Origin of the sequence: Synechococcus sp. Cruz-7E5 (assembly GCF_024345995.1) — a bacterium.
Lineage (GTDB): Bacteria > Cyanobacteriota > Cyanobacteriia > PCC-6307 > Cyanobiaceae > Regnicoccus_A.
Map to the genome: position 1 here is coordinate 182,579 of NZ_JAGQCE010000005.1, position 19,316 is coordinate 201,894.

The window sequence follows — 19,316 nt, forward strand, 5'->3', positions numbered from 1 at the left end:
AAAAGACCGGAGAAAAGACCTGGTTCACCAGGTGAAGTCGAAGACGTGCTGAAGCAGGTCAGATCAGGTGGCGGCCACCGCGTCAATGATCGTTCGATTCATCACTACCCGACCCACAGTGGTGAGCAGATAACGTGTGATCAGGGCACCGTCCTCGTCGAATCGATCGCGGCGGTACTTCCACTGCTCAATACGAGTGCCATCGCTTAGGGTCTCCTCGTGTACGGGGGTCTCACCCTCATCATCATCGTCGACCTCACCACTGAAGCGAACCCAGACCCACTGATGAAGATCAAGGTGCCTTTCCTCAAAGGCGTTAATCACGTCATTGAGGCCAGCGAAGGTACGACTGCGATCGCCGAAGTTGGGCTTGCTCTCTTTGCGATCCACTGCTGTGAGGTAGTAGATACCGAGCACCATGTCCTGGGACGGGGTGATGATCGGCTCGCCAGTGGCGGGCGAAAGGATATTATTGCTTGCGAGCATCAACATGCGTGCTTCTGTCTGGGCCTCGATAGCCAGGGGCACGTGCACAGCCATCTGATCGCCGTCAAAGTCGGCGTTGAAGGCCGGGCAGACCAAGGGGTGGAGCTGAATGGCGCGGCCGTCCACCAACTTCGGCTCAAAGGCCTGGATACCGAGCCGGTGCAGGGTCGGCGCTCGGTTGAGCATGATCGGATGGCCTTCGATCACCTCTTGCAAGACCTGCATCACCTCATCGTCGGCACGCTGAATCAGCTTCTTGGCGGCCTTGATATTGTTGACAATGTTCTGGCGGATCAGGCGGTGAATCACAAACGGCTGGAACAGCTCGATCGCCATTTCCTTGGGCAGGCCGCACTGGTGCATCTTGAGCTTTGGACCCACCACGATCACAGATCGACCGGAGTAGTCGACCCGTTTGCCAAGCAGGTTCTGGCGGAAGCGGCCCTGCTTTCCTTCGATGATGTCGCTGAGTGACTTGAGCGGACGATTGTTCGCACCGACCACGGTGCGGCCGCGGCGACCGTTGTCGATCAGTGCATCCACCGCCTCCTGCAGCATCCGCTTCTCGTTGCGGACAATGATCTCCGGAGCAAGAATCTCCTGCAACCGCGCCAAGCGGTTGTTGCGGTTGATCACCCGTCGGTAGAGATCGTTGAGGTCACTGGTGGCGAAGCGGCCGCCATCGAGCTGCACCATTGGGCGCAGATCGGGAGGGATGACCGGAATGGCATCGAGCACCATCCAGTCGGGGCGGGCATCTGTGGCGATGAAGTTGTCGATCACGCGCAGACGCTTGATCAGCTTCGCCCGCTTCTGCCCCTTACTGCCGGCAATATCCTCGCGCAGTTGTTCAGCAATCTCGGTGAGGTTGAGATCTTCAAGCAGACGCTTGAGAGCCTCTGCACCGATCCCCACCTCAGGCTCATTCTCAATCTCTGAATCTTCAGCATAGATTTGATCTTCAATCTCAAGCCACTCGTCTTCGGTGAGAAGTTGCTTATAGGTGAGATCCTTGTGGTCGCCGGGCTCGAGCACCACATAGCAGTTGAAGTAAACAATCTGTTCCACATCCCGAAGGGGCATGTCAAGCAGGATCGCAACGTAGCTGGGAATCCCCTTCAGGTACCAGACGTGGGAAACAGGAGCCGCCAATTTGATGAAGCCCATGCGGTGACGACGGACCCGGCTTTCGGTGACCTCAACACCGCAACGCTCACAGACGATGCCACGGTGACGCACCCGTTTGTACTTGCCGCAGTGACATTCCCAGTCCTTGGAAGGGCCGAAGATCTTCTCGCAGAAGAGCCCGTCCATCTCGGGCTTGAGGGTGCGGTAGTTAATGGTTTCGGGCTTGGTGACCTCACCAACCACTTGGCCATTGGGCAGGGTGCGCTGACCCCACTGCATGATCCGCTCAGGCGAAGCCAGAGTGATCTTGACGTAGTCGAAGTGGTTCTCGGTGCGGGAGTTGCTGTTGGTCATGGCCGAAGGGCGCGCGGACGTCGAATGAAACAGTGAAGCTCAGGGCGTGGATTCAATCGTCGTCGTAATCCGCGACGCCGAGGGATTCATAGGTGGGCCGGTTAGGAGTGCTGCGGCGAGGATTGACGTCCTGCATCAGATCGACCTCGACGCCCTCATCGGTATAGACGGCGATATCCAGACCCAGCGACTGCAATTCGCGCATCAGCACCTTGAAGGATTCCGGGGTGCCGGGGCGGGGAATCGGCTTGCCCTTGACGATGGCGTTGAGGGCCTCGTTTCGGCCCTGCATGTCGTCGGACTTGACGGTGAGCAGTTCCTGCAGGGTGTAGGCGGCACCGTAGGCCTCCAGGGCCCAGACCTCCATCTCCCCAAGCCTCTGGCCGCCCTGCTGCGCCTTGCCGCCCAGGGGTTGCTGGGTGACCAGGGAGTAGGGACCGGTGGAGCGGGCGTGGATCTTGTCGTCGACCAGGTGAACGAGCTTGAGAATGTGGGCGTACCCCACGGTGACCGGCTGATCAAAGGGCTCGCCGGTGCGGCCGTCGATCAGCTGGATCTTGCCAGGGTTTTCAGGGTCGTAGACCCACTCCTTGCCAGGCGCGCTGGCAGCCTCCTCCAGATACTTCTGCACAGTGTTCTTGGAGGTTTCGTTGCCATGCATCTCATCGAACGGCACCACCTTGACGCGGCAGTCCAGATGGGATGCGGCCCAGCCCATCAGGCACTCGAACACCTGGCCCACGTTCATCCTGGAGGGGACACCCAGGGGATTGAGAACGATGTCGATCGGGGAGCCATCTGGCAGATAAGGCATGTCCTCACGAGGGAGGATGCGGCTGATGATGCCCTTGTTGCCGTGGCGGCCGGCCATCTTGTCACCCACCTGGATCTTGCGCCGCTGGGCCACGTAGACCCGCACCACCATGTTTGCCCCGGGCGGAAGCTCATCACCCTGCTCACGGGTGTAGATGCGCACATCAACAACCCGGCCGCGCTCGGTGCTTGGAACCCTCAGGGAGTTATCGCGCACATCACGAGCCTTCTCACCGAAGATCGCGCGAAGGAGCTTCTCTTCCGGAGGTTGATCCGATTCACCCTTGGGAGTGACCTTACCGACCAGGATGTCACCGGATTCAACGTAGGCGCCGATCCTGATGATGCCCATCTCATCAAGGTTGCCCAGGCTCTCCTCAGCCACATTGGGGATCTCTCGGGTGATCTCCTCTGGGCCAAGCTTGGTCTGGCGGGCTTCGATCTCGTACTTCTCGATGTGTACCGAGGTGTAGAGGTCGTCCTGAACAAGCCGCTCACTCACGAGGATCGCGTCCTCGTAGTTGTAACCCTCCCAGGGCATGTAGGCAATCAGCACGTTCTGACCCAGAGCGATCTCACCGCCCTCGCAGGCGGAACCATTGGCCAACACCTGGCCGGCGATGACAGAGTCACCCTGACTGACGATCGGCCGCTGGTTGAGGCAAGTGTCCTGATTGGAACGCTGGTACTTCTGCAGATGGTGGATGTGATCGATGCCCTGCTCATCGCGGATCACAATGGCCGTGGCATCCACGAAGGTGACAGTGCCATTCACCCGGGTGATCGGCACCATGCCCGAGTCACGAGCCACCTGGGTTTCCAGACCAGTGCCCACCAAGGGCCGCTCGGGCCGCAGCAAAGGAACAGCCTGACGCTGCATGTTCGAGCCCATCAGGGCCCGGTTGGCGTCGTCGTGCTCGAGGAAGGGAATCAGCGACGTGGCCACCGAGATCACCTGTACCGGTGACAGCTGCACGTAATCCACCTGCTCGGGCGGCACTTTCTCGAAGTCCTGGCGGTAGCGGACAGGGATCAGTTCAGCAAGGATGCGGCCGTCAGCATCGGTGGCCACATCACCGGGAGCGACGCGGCATTCATCTTCGAGGTCGGCAGAGAGATAGATCGGATTGCCCTGCTTGTGGACGAAACCGTTCTCCACTTTCCAGAAGGGGGTTTCGATGAAGCCGTATTCGTTGACGCGCGCGTGGGTGGCCAGCGAGCCGATCAGACCGGCGTTGGGCCCCTCAGGAGTCTCGATCGGGCAGATGCGGCCGTAGTGGGACGGGTGGATGTCGCGCACAGCAAAGCCGGCACGCTCTCTGGTGAGACCGCCTGGACCGAGGGCACTGATCCGCCGCTTGTGGGTCAGCTCCGCCAAGGGGTTGGTCTGGTCCATGAACTGGCTGAGCTGGCTGGAGCCGAAGAACTCCTTGATCGCTGCCACCAATGGCTTGGGGTTGACCAGCTGTGCAGGAGTGAGCGACTCGGTTTCACCGACCGTCATGCGCTCCTTGATGATCCGCTCCAGCCGGTTGAGGCCTACCCTCACCTGGTTCTGCAACAATTCTCCGACGGAGCGCACCCGACGATTGCCGAGGTGATCGATATCGTCGAGGGAGGCCCCGCCCACATCGAGCTCTAGGTTGATCAGGTAATCGATCGTTGAAAGCACATCCTCAGCCGTGAGGGTTCGCACGGCATCCGGGATGGTGAGCCGAAGTTTTTTGTTGATCTTGTAGCGGCCCACCCGGCCCAGGTCGTAGCGCTTGGGATCGAAAAATCGACTGTGCAGCAGCTGCTGGCCACCACTTACCGAAGGCGGCTCACCTGGGCGCAGCTTCTTGTAGAGCTCCAGCAGGGCCTGATCTTCCGAAGAGATGCCTTCGTCGTTAGCCGCTTCGATCGACTTGCGATAATACTCCGGATGCCGTAACTTATCGAGCACATCGTTATCCGAGAGCCCGATCGCCCTCATCAACACGTGGGCATTGATTTTGCGAGTCTTGTCGACGCGAACGTGCAGCAGATCGTTTTTATCTGTTTCAAACTTAAGCCAGGCACCCCGGTTGGGTATAAGGCTGGCATTGAAGGTTTTGCGACCGTTCTTATCCTGTTCGTCTTTGAAGTAGACCCCGGGACTGCGCACGATCTGATTGACGATTACTCGCTCGGCACCATTGATGATGAAAGTACCGCGCTCTGTCATCAGCGGCAATTCACCAATGAAGACTTCCTGCTCTTTGATCTCACCGGTCTCCTTGTTGACCAACCGGCAGGTGACATACATCTGCGAGGCGAAGGTGGCATCGCGTCGCTTCGCTTCCTCCACATCGTGACGAGGACGCTTCAGCCGGTACTCCGTGCCGACGAAATGGAGCTCAAGCTTGCCGGTGTAGTCAGTGATCGGGGAGAAGCTGTCGAGCTCTTCGATCAGACCCTTCTCCAGGAACCACTTGAAACTCGCCCGCTGCACCTCGACCAGATCGGGCAGGTAAGTGACGGTCTTGGCGACCTGAATCGCGCTGCTCATGCGGGGACCTGCAAGAACGGATGAAAAAGTGGATATGCTGCGCAGGCGGGAACACGCCTGACATTGCGGACTGCCCTGAGGACAGCCAAAGACATGACAGGGCATCCCCCGGGAAAAGGGGAGACCCTGCCATGTTCACGCTGATGAATCTCGAATCGGAATTGCCGAACTCGACAAAGGTGCGCTCACGCTACCGGTCCAATAAAACATCATACACTATTGAGCGTGGATGGGCTCGGAAGGCCGAACAGGCTTACCGCATTTGCAGTTGAGTCGGCGGCCACCTGCTCCAGGGTCTCGCCCCTGAGCTCCGCCACCCGGCAGGCCACAGCAGCCACAAAGGCTGGCTCGTTGCGCTTGCCGCGGCGAGGAACCGGTGCCAGGAAGGGGCAGTCGGTTTCCACCAGGTAACGATCGGCTGGAACCTGTTGGGCACAGAGATGGGTGTCGAATGCCTTGGCAAAGGTGACCGTTCCACTGAAGCTGATGTACAGCCCCAGCTCCAGAAACTCCTCCATCTCCTGCGGGGTGCCGCCCCAGCAGTGCATCACGCCCCGGGGGCAACGACCCTTGGCCTGACGCTGGCGTAACTCCTGCAGCATTGGCCCGGCTGCATCGCGGCAATGGATGATCACCGGCAGATCCAGCTCCACAGCCAGATCGAGCTGGGGGCCAAGGACCAACAGCTGGCTCTGGAGGTTGGAGTCTCGAAAGAGATCCAGACCCAGCTCACCGATGGCAACCACCCGCTTGTCGTCGAGAGCTGCCTGGCGCAACAGCGCCTGGGTGCCGGTGTCCCAGCACTGGCTGTCCAAAGGATGAACTCCCACCGAATAACGCAGCTCGGGGAAGCGATCAGCAAGGGCCCGGATCGGAGCAATCTGGGACGGCTCAACACACGCATGCAGCAGGGACACCACCCCGGCGTCACGCCAGCGCTGTGCCACCGCGTCGAGGTCTGGCTCAAAGACGCTGAACACAACGTGGCAGTGGGAGTCAACCAGCGCCGGAAGCGCGGTGGCCACGGCGGGGATCGTGTTGACGTTCATGGCGGCGGCGAGCCGCTCAGGCGTTGCCGGCAACAGGCTCGATGGCCTGCTTGACGGCGGTACTGAGCCGCGACTTCTGGTTGGCCCCGGTGTTGGCGTGGATCACGCCGCGCTTGACGGCCTTGTCAATCTTGCTGAAGGCTGCGTTGAGGCTGGTCTGAACAGCAGTCTTGTTTTCCTCGCCGGGCTCCTGGCTGTAGGCGGTCACGGCCGTGAAGCAACGCTTCATCAAGGTGCGCACCGCCGACTTGTAGGTGCGGTTCTGCAGCCAGTTGCGCTCGGCAATCAGGATGCGCTTCTTCGAAGACTTGTTATTGGCCACAGGCGGGTTCAGCGCTGATTCAGCAGTTGTCGATCTTACCCTCACAGGCTCGCCACCCTGGCGACCAGCCCTAGCCTGGGAAACTGACTAGCCGGCGCCGTCTTCCGCCACCGCCTTTCCCCGTGCCGAACACCCTGAGCGACACTCCACCAGCCCTGGCCATCGACTTCCTGGAGGATCTCGATGCGGCTGAGGCCAGGCTCGGGCGCATCGCCGGCCGCACCAGCGGCACCGCCAGCCAGGAGGCCGCCGCCAGGGTGGAGGCCATCATCGAGCAGGTGAAGCAACAGGGCGATCACGCCCTTCTCGAGCTGAGCGAACGGTTCGACGGCTTCCGCCCCGATCCCCTGCGCCTGCCGCGGGAGGATCTGGCCCGCGCCTGGAAGGCCTGCCCCTCTGACCTGCGCAGCGCCCTGGAGCTGGCCCACCGGCGCATCCTCGATTTCCATCAACGTCAGAAGCCCAGCGATCTCGAGGTGACTGGCGTGCATGGCGAACGCCTCGGACGCCGCTGGCGTCCGGTTGCCAGAGCCGGGCTCTACGTGCCCGGAGGACGGGCCTCCTACCCCAGCACCGTGCTGATGAATGCCGTTCCCGCCCGGGTGGCAGGGGTCAAGCGGGTGGTGATGGTGACTCCCCCGGGTCCCCAGGGGCAACCCGACCCCACGGTGCTGGCTGCGGCCCACCTGGCAGGGGTCGAGGAGGTGTATCGGGTCGGCGGGGCCCAGGCCATCGCAGCCCTGGCCTACGGCACCGAATCGATCCCGCGGGTGGATGTGATCAGCGGTCCGGGCAACCTCTACGTGACCCTGGCCAAAAAAGCCGTGTACGGCCAGGTGGCCATCGACTCCCTGGCTGGCCCCAGCGAGGTGCTGGTGATTGCCGACCAGAGCGCCAATCCGGATCACGTGGCCGCCGACCTGCTGGCCCAGGCCGAGCACGACCCATTGGCGGCGGCGATCCTGCTCACCACCAGCCCTGCCCTGTCAGAGGCTGTGCCCAAGGCTCTGGAGCAGCAGCTGCGCCATCACCCCCGTGCGGATCTCTGCCGGGCCGCCCTGGAAGACTGGGGGCTGATCGTCCTCTGCCCCTCCCTTGAGGACGCTGCTCGGCTGAGCGACCACTTCGCACCCGAACATCTCGAACTGCTGGTCGAGCGGCCCGAGCCCCTGGCAGGGCGGATCGAGAACGCGGGCGCCATCTTCATCGGCGCTTGGAGCCCCGAGGCAGTGGGCGACTACCTGGCGGGTCCCAACCACACCCTGCCGACCTCCGGCACCGCCCGTTTTTCCGGCGCCCTGAGTGTGGAAACGTTCATGCGTCACACCAGCCTGATCGCCTTCAACCGCCAGGCCCTCGAAGCGACAGGACCGGCCGTGATCACCCTGGCCAGGAGCGAGGGTCTGCACAGCCACGCCGACTCGGTGCGCCGCCGGCTCGACTGAGCCGACTCAGCCTGCTTGCCAGGCCCGCTCCAGATCCCGCACCCGGGGCTCCCCGTCGACAATCTCGCCCACGAGCACCTGGTCGGTGAGGCCCACGAACAGCCCGTTCTCCAGTACCCCAGGCAGGTTGTTGATGGCCTGCTCAAGGGCCGCTGGATCGGCGATACCGCCAGTCCACTTGAGATCAAGCACCAGATTTCCCTGATCGGTGACCACCGGGCCTGCCTTGCGCACAGCCATCCGCAGCTCACCCTTGGCGCCCATCGCCTCCAGTTCCGCCTTCACCTGGCGCCAGGCACCGGGGAGCACCTCCACCGGCAGTAGGAACTCCAGATTGAGACGCTCAACCAACTTGCTGGAATCCACCACCACCACGAAGCGGTCGGCTCGGCATGCCACCAATTTCTCCTGCACATGGCAGGCACCACCCCCCTTGATCAACTGGAAGGCCGGGTCGACCTCATCGGCTCCGTCGATCGCCAGGTCGATGCGGGCAACGGCATTGAGGCTCTGCAGGGGAATGCCCAGCTCAGCAGCTAGCACCTCGCCCTGAAATGAGGTTGTCACCCCAGTGATGCCGGAGAGTTCACCCCGTTGAAGGCGGGCGCCGAGTTCCTGGATCATCAGGGCGGCGGTGGAGCCGGAGCCAAGACCAAGCACCATGCCATCGCGTACCTGATCAACAGCAGCCGTAGCCACAGCCAGCTTCATCCGATCCTGCAGATCGGCCATGGGGGGTGGAACAGAGGGTGAGCGACCGTAGCAAGCTGAAGACCGAATTCCTGCAGAACCCAGGTGGCGCTGGGCAGCTCAGGACGCCCGCGGCAGCGCAGCGGGCCTGATCGAGAGCTGTAGTTCCCTGTTGCCCCGCACCACCTTGAGGGGCAGAGCCTCGCCGACCCTGGAGGCCTCGACTCGCTGCAGAAGGGCTGCGGGATCGGCCACAGGCTGATCGGCCGCAGCCACCACCAGATCACCGCGCCGGAGACCGGCGGATTCAGCCGGGCTGCCCTGGAGCACCCGCTGCACCAGGGCGCCATCACGCTCAGGTAGCTGCAGCACCGCTTCCGGGTCGCGATTGTTCTCGCGGGCGCGGCGGGCCGTGAGCGGCACCAGCTGCAGGCCCAGATACGGGTGGACCACATCAGCGCCGGTGCGTAGCTGATCTGCCACGCCCCGGGCCAGGTTGATCGGAATGGCAAAGCCAAGGCCGGCTCCGGGGCCGGAGCGCACCAGGGTGTTGATGCCGATCACTTCACCGGCCGCATTGATCAGCGGCCCACCGGAATTGCCCGGGTTGATGGCGGCATCGGTCTGAATCAGGTCAAGCCGCTTATCGGCAAAACCAAGACTGTTGATATTGCGGTGCAAGCTGCTGACGATGCCGAGCGTGACCGTGCGCTCCAAGCCATAGGGGCTTCCCAGGGCAATGGCCCAGTCGCCCACCTCAAGGGCTTCGGAATTGCCCAGGGGTGCTGCCTGGATGCCTCGCGGTGCGTCGATGCGCACCACCGCCAGATCGGTCACCGGGTCGGCCCCAACCACGGTGCCGTCAAGCTGTCGGCCATCGGCGAGGGTGACTTCCACCTGATCAACCCGCTCGACCACGTGGGCATTGGTGAGCACCAACCCATCGGCGTCGATCACCACACCGGAACCCTGGCCTCGCTCACGGCTGCTGCCGGCCGGATCACCGAAGAGATCACGCAGCAGCGGATCAAGCATGGCCGGATCGAATGCCTGGCGCGGCACCTCCCGCTCGGTGTCGATGCGCACCACGGACGGACTTGCCCGCCGGGCCGCCTCGGCGACGAAATTGTGGGCCGGCGCAGACGTCGGCGGCGAAACACTGGCCAGATCAGCAACCTGAGGCAGCTCGGTGGTGAGCGCCATGGTGCGGGCGGGCAGCCCCAGAGTGAGGCCGATCACCAGCAGCAGCGCCAGCCAGCGGCCACGGCTGTTCAATCTGCGCGGTGCCTGAGCTGTACCGAGGAGGGGGGAGTGAGCGGGTCTGAGCATGGAGCTGAGGCTAGGCCGCTGAATCGGCCGCCGCTGTCTCAGGCCAGGGCGACCAGCGCAGCAGCCGCTGACTCCAGCGGCCGTCGTGATACAGCTCCAGCAGGCGCCCGCCGGGATCCTCAGAGCGCCCGAGCGGGCAGGGTTGCACCGCCCCAAAGGCACATAGCGTCGAGGGACAGGCCAGTACGGGACTACCCGGCTCTCCGCCAAGCCATCCCTGCCAGTGCTGGTGGACATGGCCGCAGAGCAGGAGGGCTGGTGAGGAAGCCTCGGCGAGGATCCTGGCCAGCTCTGCTCCATCACGTAGGCCGATGGCATCAAAGCCGGGGTCGCCGATCGGCAGGGGCGGATGATGAACAGCCACCAGAGTGGGGGAGCTCTCCTGCAGCAGGCGCTGACGCAGCCAGGCCCGTTGGCCGGTGCCCAGCCAGCCACCGCAGTCACCGCTGCGGTGGCTGGAGAGCAGCAGCAACCGCCAGGTGCCTAGCCGCAGCTCCGCGGGCGCCAGCGCGGCATGGCGCCCCATGACCGCCTGCAGCAGAATCGGGTGATCGTGGTTTCCCGGCAGCAGGGCCAGGGGCAGGCCCGAGTCTGTGAGCAGGTTCCGAAGCTGGACATAGCCTCCCAAGCTCTCGTCCTGGCATAGATCACCGCTGATCAGCAGCAGATCCGGAGAGGACTTGAGGGCGGCTAGGGCCTGCTCCAGACCATGGCGCAACTGGGCGAGGGGGGTGCGACCCCTGTAGCGACCATGCCCATGGCGCAGCAGATGGGGATCACTGAGTTGCAGCACCCTGACCGGAGCGGCGCCAGGGGCCGAAGCCTCCGGATCCAGCTGGCTGGTGTGCCCCCGCACTTGAAGGGGTTGCAACAGAAGGAGCCACGGATCGGGAACTTCACCCTAAGTTGCCGCAACAGCGCTGCCAGCCCATGGCCTCGATCCCCCCAGGCACCCGTGTGCGATGTGCCCTCTGCCAAGTGGAGATCCAAGGCATGGTGGGCGGCCAGGACCAGGTGATCTTCAGCCAGGGGGCCCCTGGAACCCGCGCCAAGCTCTGGGCCAGGGTCTGTCAGTACGTCAGAGAACCCCAACGCTGCCTCAACCAGGACCAGGCGCTCCGTGGTGAGATCGGCGCCGACGACTTCTACGGAGAAGCACCCAGTCTGGGTCTGTTTGACGCACCGGGCGGGGCCACCCCTCCGGCCTGAGCCGGTTGGTTCCGGGGTCTGACGTACCGGCTTGTAAGCTCGGCTTCATGCCCGGCGGGCATCACCCTGATCCTTGGAGTGCGGGCCTCCGGCCGACCTCGAAGCCAGGAGCAGTTCTCTGCAGTGGCCGGTCGGGCGTCCGACCCGCTCTCCAGCCCCGCCGGTGCCCCATCCACTCATCCCCGATCTGGAGCTTCTGGTCACCCCTCTCGCCGAGGCTTCGGGCCTGGCGGTTGAGGGTGTGGAGATTCAGGCCCACCGGCTGCCGCTCACGCTGGTTATCCAGATCCGTCACGCCGACGGACGGGACGTCAACCTCGACGACTGCGCTGCCTTCAGCGGTGTGCTCGGCGAGGTCGTTGAAGCCAGTGAGCTGATGCCCCAGGCCTATGTTCTGGAGGTCAGCAGCCCTGGGATCGGCGAGGAGCTCTCCGAGGACCGCGATTTCCGCAGTTTTCGCGGGTTCCCTGTATCGGTGCTTTTCCGAGATGGCCAGGGCCTGGAGACCACTCGCGAAGGCCTGCTGCTGGAGAGGGATGAGGAGAACCTCCAGCTCAATGTGCGCGGCCGCATCAGTCGGATCCCCCGCCTTGATGTGATCTCCGTCCGACTGGTCACCCCCGCCACAGATTGACCAGCTTCCGCTACCTACACCCCTCAACCCCCTTTTTGACCCGATGGCACTCGTTCTCCTCCCCGGTCTGCAGAACCTGATCGAGGACATCAGTGAGGAGAAGAAGCTTCCCACCCAGGTGGTGGAGGCGGCCCTGCGCGAGGCCCTGCTCAAGGGCTACGAGCGCTACCGCCGCACTCTTTATCTGGGCATCAGCGAAGACCCCTTCGAGGAGGACTACTTCAGTAACTTCGATGTGGCCCTCGACCTCGACGAGGAGGGCTACCGGGTGCTGGCCAGCAAGATCATCGTGGAAGAGGTGGAGAGCGAGGACCACCAGATCGCCCTTGCCGAGGTTCAGCAGGTGGCCGAGGACGCCCAGATCGGAGACACCGTGGTACTGGATGTCACCCCCGAGAAGGACGACTTCGGCCGCATGGCCGCCTCCACCACCAAGCAGGTGCTGGCCCAGAAGCTGCGTGACCAGCAGCGCCGGATGATCCAGGAGGAGTTCGCCGATCTCGAAGATCCTGTGCTCACCGCCCGTGTGATCCGGTTCGAACGCCAGTCGGTGATCATGGGCGTGAGTTCAGGCCTGGGCCGGCCTGAGGTGGAAGCGGAACTGCCGCGGCGGGATCAGCTCCCCAACGACAACTACCGGGCTAACGCCACCTTCAAGGTCTTTCTCAAGGAAGTGAGTGAGGTGGCCCGCCGCGGACCGCAGCTCTTCGTTTCCAGGGCGAATGCCGGTCTGGTGGTGTATCTGTTCGAGAACGAAGTGCCGGAGATTCAGGAAGGTTCGGTTCGGATAGTGGCGGTGGCTCGTGAAGCCAATCCTCCCTCGCGGGCTGTAGGCCCGCGCACCAAAGTGGCCGTAGACAGTGTCGAGCGGGAAGTGGATCCCGTCGGGGCCTGCATCGGCGCCCGTGGCTCCCGCATCCAGCAGGTGGTCAACGAACTGCGCGGCGAGAAGATCGACGTGATCCGCTGGTCGCCCGATCCCGGTCAGTACCTGGCCAATTCTCTCAGCCCCGCCCGTGTCGAGATGGTTCGGCTGGTGGACCCTGTGGGGCAGCACGCCCACGTGCTCGTCCCACCCGACCAGCTCAGCCTGGCGATCGGCCGCGAGGGCCAGAACGTGCGCCTGGCGGCACGTCTCACAGGCTGGAAGATCGACATCAAGAATGCCGCCGACTACGACCAGGCCAGTGAGGACGCGCGGGCAGCAGAGCTGATCGCCCTGCGTGAGGAGGACGAGCGGCAGCAGGCCGAGGCCGAAGCCCGGCTGGCGGTGGAGCAAGCCGCACGAGCCGAGGAGGATGCTCGCCTGCGGGAGCTCTACCCACTGCCCGAAGACGAGGAGGGCTATGACAGCGACGCCGAGGCTGGGGAGGCCGAATCGGACTACGAGTCGGAGCCCGCAGCACAGAGCGAGGCCCTGACGGCTGATACAACCGATCCAGCCGAAGCAGAGCCGGATGACGAAGCCTCTGCTGAACTGCGGTGAGCGGGGGAGTCGTCCTGCGGCGCTGCGTGTCCTGCCGGGAACGGCGCGATCGCAGCCTGCTCTGGCGGATCATCCGCCAATACGGCGATGGGGTCGTGCTCGCGGGGGCCGATACCAGGGCCATGGGCCGTTCGGCCTATGTCTGTCCCTCCAGCAGCTGCATCGAGGAGGCCAAGCGCCGCAAACGCCTGCAGCGCTCCCTGCGCTGTCAGGTGTCGGATTCCATCTACACGGCACTGGAGGAACGGCTGAGCGAGCCACTTCATGCAGCCTCTGAGGCAAGATGAACAGTGGCCGCACCGCGCGTGGGGCTCGGCGGCACACGGTGCCCCGACCGATCGGAGACCTGAATGACCAGCAGCGGCAAAGTCAGAATTTATGAGCTGTCCCGGGACTTGGGCCTGGAGAACAAGGACGTGCTCGATGCCGCCGAGAAGCTGTCCATTGCGGTCAAGAGCCACAGCAGCTCCATCAGCGATGGGGAGGCCGAGCGCATCCGCAGTCTGATCAGCACCCCCGCCAACGGCGGCGGGGCTCCAGCAAGCCAGCCTGTCCGGCCCACACCACCAGCCAGCGAACCGGCCAAGACCATCCTTTCCCTCAAAAAGGCCGCCCCGGCGGCGGCGGCCACTCCGGCCAGTCCTGCAGGTGCCGCCAAGCCGAAGCCGGCCGTCAGACCGGCGAGCAGCCCCCAGAAACCTGCGGCCCCTGCGCCTGCCCAAGTCGCCAAGCCCACCATCGTCAAGCCGGCCCCCAGGCCCGAGATCGTGGCCCAGGCCCCTGCCGCCGCACCGAAACCTGCGGCTCCCACCCCTCCGGCCACCCAGCTACCGGCGGTCCGGAAAGTGGTGCCCCAGGCCAACCTTCAGAGCCCCACCCCGGCCGCACCAGCCCGGCCGGTTTCGCCGCTGAAGCCCGCAGCCTTATCTGCCAGTCAAGCCAAACCGGCGAGTGCACCGAGCCGACCGCCTGCCCCTCCGGTTAGCAAGCCCGAGCCGCCCCAGGTGCGCAAGCCCGAATCGGCCGCAGCGGCCAGCCCCAGTCCCCGGCCCGCCACCAGCCCCCGGCCCGTACCCAGGGGCAGTAGTGCGCCTACGCCTGCCCCTTCCCGGCCGGCCTCTCCCCAAAGGCCCGGAGCCCCGGCTCCGGTGCGCTCGACCAGCGGCGCCGGCGTCGGCCGCCCGCAACTGGTGGGTCGACCCCAGCCAGGCCAGCCCGGCACGAGTAACCGTCCGGCACCTCCTTCGGGGCGGCCAGCCCTGAGTCAACGGCCGGCTGGGGCCCCCCAGCGACCAACTCCACAGGTGGGACGACCCACCCAGGCCCGCAGCCCTCTGGAACTGGTGGGCAAACCGATCCGCCGTGACGCAGCCGGCCCAGCCGGCACCAGCCGCCCAGGTGCTCCTGTGCGGCCGGGCATGCCCCAGGGCATGCGGAAGCCTGTGGCCCCCGGCGAGCTGATGCAGCTCCAGAAACCCGGCAGCCGTCCGGTCGCCGCACCCCCCAGGCGGCCGGAGCGCAGTGAAAGCAGTCCAGAAGCACCCCGCCCCACGGCTACCCCACCGGCAGCTCCTCGGCGACCGGCCTTCCGTACGCCCCAGGCCGCCGGGCCTGGCCGGGCACGACGGCCCGAATGGGACGACAGCGCCAAGCTGGAGGCCCTGCGCAGCAAGTCGCCGCAGAAGCAGCGCCAGAAGGTTCACATCATCGGCGACAACGATGATGCGCTCACCGCCGAAACCGGCGGCTTCGCCGGCGAACACGAGGCGATGGTGCTTCAGGCCAGCCTGGCCCGGCCGGCCAAGCCGCGCACCCGTCCCACCACCCCGGGCGCCAAGCCCGTGGTGGCGATGCGCAAGCGCAAGAAGGAAACCACCCGCCAGCGGCAGAGGCGCCGCGCCATGGAACTGCGCGCCGCCCGTGAAGCCAAGGCCACCCGGCCCGAGATGCTGATCGTGCCCGAGGGCAACCTCACGGTGCAGGAGCTGGCCGACCGCCTGGGCGTGGAGAGCTCCGAGATCATCAAATCTCTCTTCTTCAAAGGGATCATCGCCACGGTCACCCAGACCCTCGATCTCTCCACCATCGAAACGGTCTCCGACGAGTTCGGCGTACCCGTCCTCCAGGACGACGTGGAGGAGGCCGCCAAGAAGACGGTGGAAATGATCGAAGACAGCGATCTGGCTCACCTGATCCGGCGTCCACCGGTGGTCACGGTGATGGGCCACGTCGACCACGGCAAGACCAGCCTGCTCGATGCCATTCGCAAGACGCGTGTGGCGGCAGGGGAAGCCGGCGGCATCACCCAGCACATCGGCGCTTATCAGGTCACCATTTCCAACTCCGGTGAAAGCCGTCGCATCACCTTCCTCGACACCCCGGGCCACGAAGCTTTCACCGCCATGCGTGCCAGGGGCACCAAGGTCACCGACGTGGCCGTGCTGGTGGTGGCCGCCGATGACGGCGTCAGGCCCCAGACCCTGGAGGCCATCAGCCACGCCAGGGCGGCAGAAGTGCCAATCATCGTGGCGATCAACAAGATCGACAAGGAGGGCGCCCAGCCCGAGCGGGTCAAGCAGGAGCTTTCGGCTCTGGATCTCGTATCCGAAGACTGGGGCGGCAACACCGTGATGGTGCCGGTGAGTGCCACCAAGGGTGAGAACATCGACAAATTGCTGGAGATGATCCTGCTGGTGACGGAGGTCGAAGACCTCCAGGCCAACCCGGACCGGATGGCGAAGGGCACTGTGATCGAGGCTCACCTGGACAAGGCCAAGGGTCCCGTGGCCACCCTGCTGATCCAGAACGGCACCCTCAAGGCCGGCGATGTGCTGGCAGCAGGGCCTGTGCTCGGCAAGGTGCGCGCCATGGTCGACGACACCGGCAAGCGGGTCAAGACCGCAGGTCCTTCCTCGGCTGTGGAAGCCCTCGGCTTCAGCGAGGTGCCCACCGCCGGTGATGAATTCGAGGTCTACCCCGACGAGAAGACCGCACGCTCGGTGGTGGGGGATCGGGCCAACGAAGCCCGTGCCACTCGCCTGGCCCAGCAGATGGCCTCCCGGCGAGTCTCCCTGGCATCGATGTCGGGGCAGGCCAGCGAAGGGGAGCTCAAGGAGCTCAACCTCATCCTCAAGGCCGATGTCCAGGGCAGCGTCGAGGCCATTCTCGGCTCGCTCGAGCAGCTCCCCCAGGGCGAGGTGCAGGTGCGCGTACTGCTCTCCGCCCCTGGAGAGATCACCGAAACCGACGTGGATCTGGCCGCCGCCTCGGGTGCCGTGATCGTCGGCTTCAACACCTCGATGGCATCGGGTGCCAAGCGGGCCGCCGATGCCAATGGCGTCGACGTGCGCGACTACGACGTGATCTACAAGCTCCTGGAGGACATTCAGCTGGCCATGGAGGGCCTGCTTGAGCCGGAGCTGGTGGAGGAGCCACTCGGCGAAGCGGAGGTGCGTGCGGTGTTCACCATCGGCAAAAGCGCCGTGGCTGGTTGCTACGTCACCAGCGGCAAATTGCAGCGCAACTGCAAGGTGCGAATCCAGCGCAACAAGCAGGTGGTGTTCGAGGGCGACCTTGATTCTCTGCGTCGCAACAAGGACGACGTCAAGGAGGTGGCCACGGGCTTCGAGTGCGGCATCGGCTGCGATCGCTTCGCCAACTGGCAGGACGGTGATCGGGTGATGGCTTACAAGCTGGTCACCCAACGACGCACCCTCAGCACCTGATGTGAATCCGCGCAGCGAACCCCTGCTCTGGCTGCAACTGCTCGGATTGGCCGCCATCCCTGCGGAGCTGCTGGCCGTGGCGCTGGTCCTCTCGGGCGCCAATCCTGGTCCGGTTCCAGCGATCGAGCGCCTCTTGCTCTGGTCCCTTGGAGCCTTGCTGCCGACAGTGCTGCTCTGGCAGCGGCCGGCGGATTGCTGGTCGATGCTGCTGCTTCAGACTCCGGCACGGGGCCGCCGCGAGAGTCAGAGGCGGCTGAGTGCCCTTCAATCGCCGCTCCCCATTCGCCTGCTGGCGACGGCCTGGTCAGTGCTGTTGCTTCCGGCAATCTGGCGACTTGATCTCCTCTCCGCCCAAATGGCGGCGATCACTCCCCTGCCAGAAGCGTCCCGGCTGGTCACGATCTTGCTGACCGTGCCACTGCTGGCCATTTTGGTCTGGCAAGGGCAGCAGCTGATCCAGGCCCTGTGGCTACTCACCCGCAGCCCTGAGCAAGTAGCAGGTACCCCTGCCATGTCTCCTGAAGCACTGGGGCGGGAACGGTTGAGCCTTGGGTTGCCCCTGCTCCTCCCTGATCCTCTCAGCCTGGCCGAGGACAGGCAACCCCGGGCCGCTGGCCCTGTCCCTTCGCCCTCAGCGATCGCGCCAGATCAGCAAGCCAAAACCGATGCAGGCGCTGAGCTGGATGAGCAGATCTCCTGAGGCCACCTCTGAGCCGGCGGATGCACGCATGGCCATGGTGGCCAGCCCGATGGCGCCCGAGGCGGCGAAAGCAAACCAGAGAACACGTCGCAACCCTTTCCAAGGGGCCTTGGCTTCCGCCAGCAGTCGTTCTCGCAACTCTGGATCCAAGGGGGTGGACCTGGACTGGGGCTTGGGCCGAGGCGAAGGCATGGGCCGAGAGCCAGGGGAACCCCTGAATGCTAATTTCATCAAGCTGCCGGTGTAGCTCAGTGGTAGAGCAACTGATTCGTAATCAGTAGGTCGTCGGTTCAAGTCCGATCACCGGCTTTTCTCCCCACACTGAATGGATGTTTTGGCTGAGTCCTGAGTGGATTGGCAATAACAGAGGGGTCGCTGTCAACTTGACAAGTGACCCACCCTTTTGGCCTCGTCAGGGCACAGCCCAAGATCAATCTTCACCAGTTAAGGGGATTTCTATCCTGATCCGGCTGAGAATCAAACCGAAATCAGAAACTACTGATTGAAGCGACTATCTCTCTGGTCGCCGAAACAATTGTGGGCGAAGACCTAGGGGAAGATTGACTCTTAAGATCCCGGCCAAGCCAACTGCGATTGACCATGATTTGATAAAGACGTGTCGCAGCACATTGAGAGCACTCAGTGCAGATGCGCCATCGTAGTTCCCTCCTGTTTTGCGATCGCCAAAAAAAGCCCCCGCCAAGGCGGAGGCTTTCATTCCTATTGAACTGAGTTGAATCAGCTGGTGGACCGCAAGGACCCACCGATTGAATCAGCCGATCGCCGGGGCGGTCAGTGCCACAGGGGTGGCTTCTGCAGATGCCAGGTCAAGCGGGAAGTTGTGAGCGTTGCGCTCGTGCATCACTTCCATGCCAAGACCAGCGCGGTTCAGCACATCAGCCCAGGTGTTGATCACGCGGCCCTGGCCATCGAGGATCGACTGGTTGAAGTTGAAACCGTTCAGATTGAAGGCCATCGTGCTCACGCCAAGGGCGGTGAACCAGATGCCGATCACGGGCCAGGCAGCCAGGAAGAAGTGCAGGCTGCGGCTGTTGTTGAACGAGGCGTACTGGAAGATCAGGCGACCGAAGTAACCGTGGGCAGCCACGATGTTGTAGGTCTCTTCTTCCTGGCCGAACTTGTAACCGTAGTTCTGGCTCTCGCTCTCGGTGGTTTCACGCACCAGGGAGCTGGTCACCAGCGAACCGTGCATGGCGGAGAAGAGGGAGCCACCGAACACACCAGCCACACCCAGCATGTGGAAGGGGTGCATCAGGATGTTGTGCTCTGCCTGGAACACCAGCATGTAGTTGAAGGTGCCGGAGATGCCGAGGGGCATGCCGTCAGAGAAGGAACCCTGACCGAAGGGGTAGATCAGGAACACAGCCGAGGCAGCGGCCACAGGGGCGCTGTAAG

The 19,316-nt window shown here is 63.9% G+C and carries 15 protein-coding genes, 1 tRNA gene and 1 pseudogene; 8 read left to right on the forward strand and 9 right to left on the reverse strand.

Annotated elements, in window-relative coordinates:
• Nucleotides 1-63 precede the first annotated feature (63 nt).
• The 4 genes from KBY77_RS08465 to rpsT form a co-directional block, all read right to left on the reverse strand.
• On the reverse strand, nucleotides 64-1,968 hold the full coding sequence (locus KBY77_RS08465) for a DNA-directed RNA polymerase subunit gamma (RefSeq protein ID WP_255103128.1): 1,905 nt from the start codon (nucleotides 1,966-1,968) through the stop codon (nucleotides 64-66).
• Between the two features lie 52 nt (nucleotides 1,969-2,020).
• Nucleotides 2,021-5,311: a DNA-directed RNA polymerase subunit beta gene (gene rpoB / locus KBY77_RS08470; RefSeq protein WP_255103130.1), complete on the reverse strand. Its 3,291-nt coding sequence runs from the start codon at nucleotides 5,309-5,311 to the stop codon at nucleotides 2,021-2,023.
• 209 nt (nucleotides 5,312-5,520) lie between these two features.
• Entirely contained in the window at nucleotides 5,521-6,360 is an 840-nt protein-coding gene (locus KBY77_RS08475) for a TatD family hydrolase (protein WP_255103190.1), read from the reverse strand.
• 16 nt (nucleotides 6,361-6,376) lie between these two features.
• On the reverse strand, nucleotides 6,377-6,682 hold the full coding sequence (gene rpsT, locus KBY77_RS08480) for a 30S ribosomal protein S20 (RefSeq protein WP_255103132.1): 306 nt from the start codon (nucleotides 6,680-6,682) through the stop codon (nucleotides 6,377-6,379).
• Nucleotides 6,683-6,804: 122 nt separating this feature from the next.
• On the opposite strand from rpsT, the gene hisD reads away from it, so the two are divergent.
• Complete coding sequence (gene hisD / locus KBY77_RS08485) at nucleotides 6,805-8,127, forward strand: histidinol dehydrogenase (protein WP_255103134.1); 1,323 nt, start codon at nucleotides 6,805-6,807, stop codon at nucleotides 8,125-8,127.
• 6 nt (nucleotides 8,128-8,133) lie between these two features.
• Here the strand turns inward: hisD and rpiA are convergent, their stop codons facing one another.
• From rpiA to KBY77_RS08500, 3 genes are all read right to left on the reverse strand, one after another.
• Entirely contained in the window at nucleotides 8,134-8,859 is a 726-nt protein-coding gene (gene rpiA, locus KBY77_RS08490) for a ribose-5-phosphate isomerase RpiA (RefSeq protein ID WP_255103136.1), read from the reverse strand.
• 78 nt (nucleotides 8,860-8,937) lie between these two features.
• Entirely contained in the window at nucleotides 8,938-10,020 is a 1,083-nt protein-coding gene (locus tag KBY77_RS08495) for a trypsin-like peptidase domain-containing protein (protein WP_399212523.1), read from the reverse strand.
• A gap of 136 nt (nucleotides 10,021-10,156) precedes the next feature.
• On the reverse strand, nucleotides 10,157-10,939 hold the full coding sequence (locus KBY77_RS08500; protein ID WP_255103192.1) for a metallophosphoesterase: 783 nt from the start codon (nucleotides 10,937-10,939) through the stop codon (nucleotides 10,157-10,159).
• A gap of 137 nt (nucleotides 10,940-11,076) precedes the next feature.
• On the opposite strand from KBY77_RS08500, the gene KBY77_RS08505 reads away from it, so the two are divergent.
• The 6 genes from KBY77_RS08505 to KBY77_RS08530 all read left to right on the forward strand — a co-directional run bounded on the left by KBY77_RS08505 (nucleotide 11,077) and on the right by KBY77_RS08530 (nucleotide 17,900).
• Entirely contained in the window at nucleotides 11,077-11,355 is a 279-nt protein-coding gene (locus tag KBY77_RS08505; protein WP_255103141.1) for a hypothetical protein, read from the forward strand.
• A gap of 163 nt (nucleotides 11,356-11,518) precedes the next feature.
• Entirely contained in the window at nucleotides 11,519-11,989 is a 471-nt protein-coding gene (gene rimP / locus KBY77_RS08510; RefSeq protein ID WP_255103194.1) for a ribosome maturation factor RimP, read from the forward strand.
• A gap of 43 nt (nucleotides 11,990-12,032) precedes the next feature.
• Nucleotides 12,033-13,475 carry a transcription termination factor NusA gene (gene nusA, locus KBY77_RS08515; RefSeq protein WP_255103143.1) on the forward strand — a complete coding sequence of 481 codons (1,443 nt, stop codon included), beginning with the start codon at nucleotides 12,033-12,035 and terminating at the stop codon, nucleotides 13,473-13,475.
• Nucleotides 13,472-13,762 (forward strand): YlxR family protein, encoded by a 291-nt coding sequence (locus tag KBY77_RS08520; RefSeq protein WP_255103146.1) that lies wholly within the window; start codon nucleotides 13,472-13,474, stop codon nucleotides 13,760-13,762. The genes nusA and KBY77_RS08520 overlap by 4 nt, the downstream gene beginning before the upstream one ends.
• A gap of 63 nt (nucleotides 13,763-13,825) precedes the next feature.
• A complete protein-coding gene (gene infB / locus KBY77_RS08525) occupies nucleotides 13,826-17,200 on the forward strand; it encodes a translation initiation factor IF-2 (RefSeq protein WP_255103148.1) in 3,375 nt (1,124 codons plus the stop codon).
• A 1-nt stretch (nucleotide 17,201) separates the two neighbouring features.
• Entirely contained in the window at nucleotides 17,202-17,900 is a 699-nt protein-coding gene (locus KBY77_RS08530) for a low-complexity tail membrane protein (protein WP_255103149.1), read from the forward strand.
• On the opposite strand, the gene KBY77_RS16770 is transcribed toward KBY77_RS08530, so the two are convergent.
• The gene (locus tag KBY77_RS16770; protein WP_399212512.1) at nucleotides 17,832-18,131 is read right to left on the reverse strand and encodes a DUF3493 domain-containing protein; all 300 of its coding nucleotides are present in this window, start codon (nucleotides 18,129-18,131) and stop codon (nucleotides 17,832-17,834) included. The genes KBY77_RS08530 and KBY77_RS16770 overlap by 69 nt on opposite strands.
• Nucleotides 18,132-18,137: 6 nt before the next feature.
• On the opposite strand from KBY77_RS16770, the gene KBY77_RS08535 reads away from it, so the two are divergent.
• Nucleotides 18,138-18,209 (forward strand) — tRNA-Thr (locus KBY77_RS08535).
• Nucleotides 18,210-18,672: 463 nt separating this feature from the next.
• Here the strand turns inward: KBY77_RS08535 and KBY77_RS08540 are convergent.
• Nucleotides 18,673-19,316: pseudogene (locus KBY77_RS08540) on the reverse strand (photosystem II q(b) protein); the annotation flags it as partial.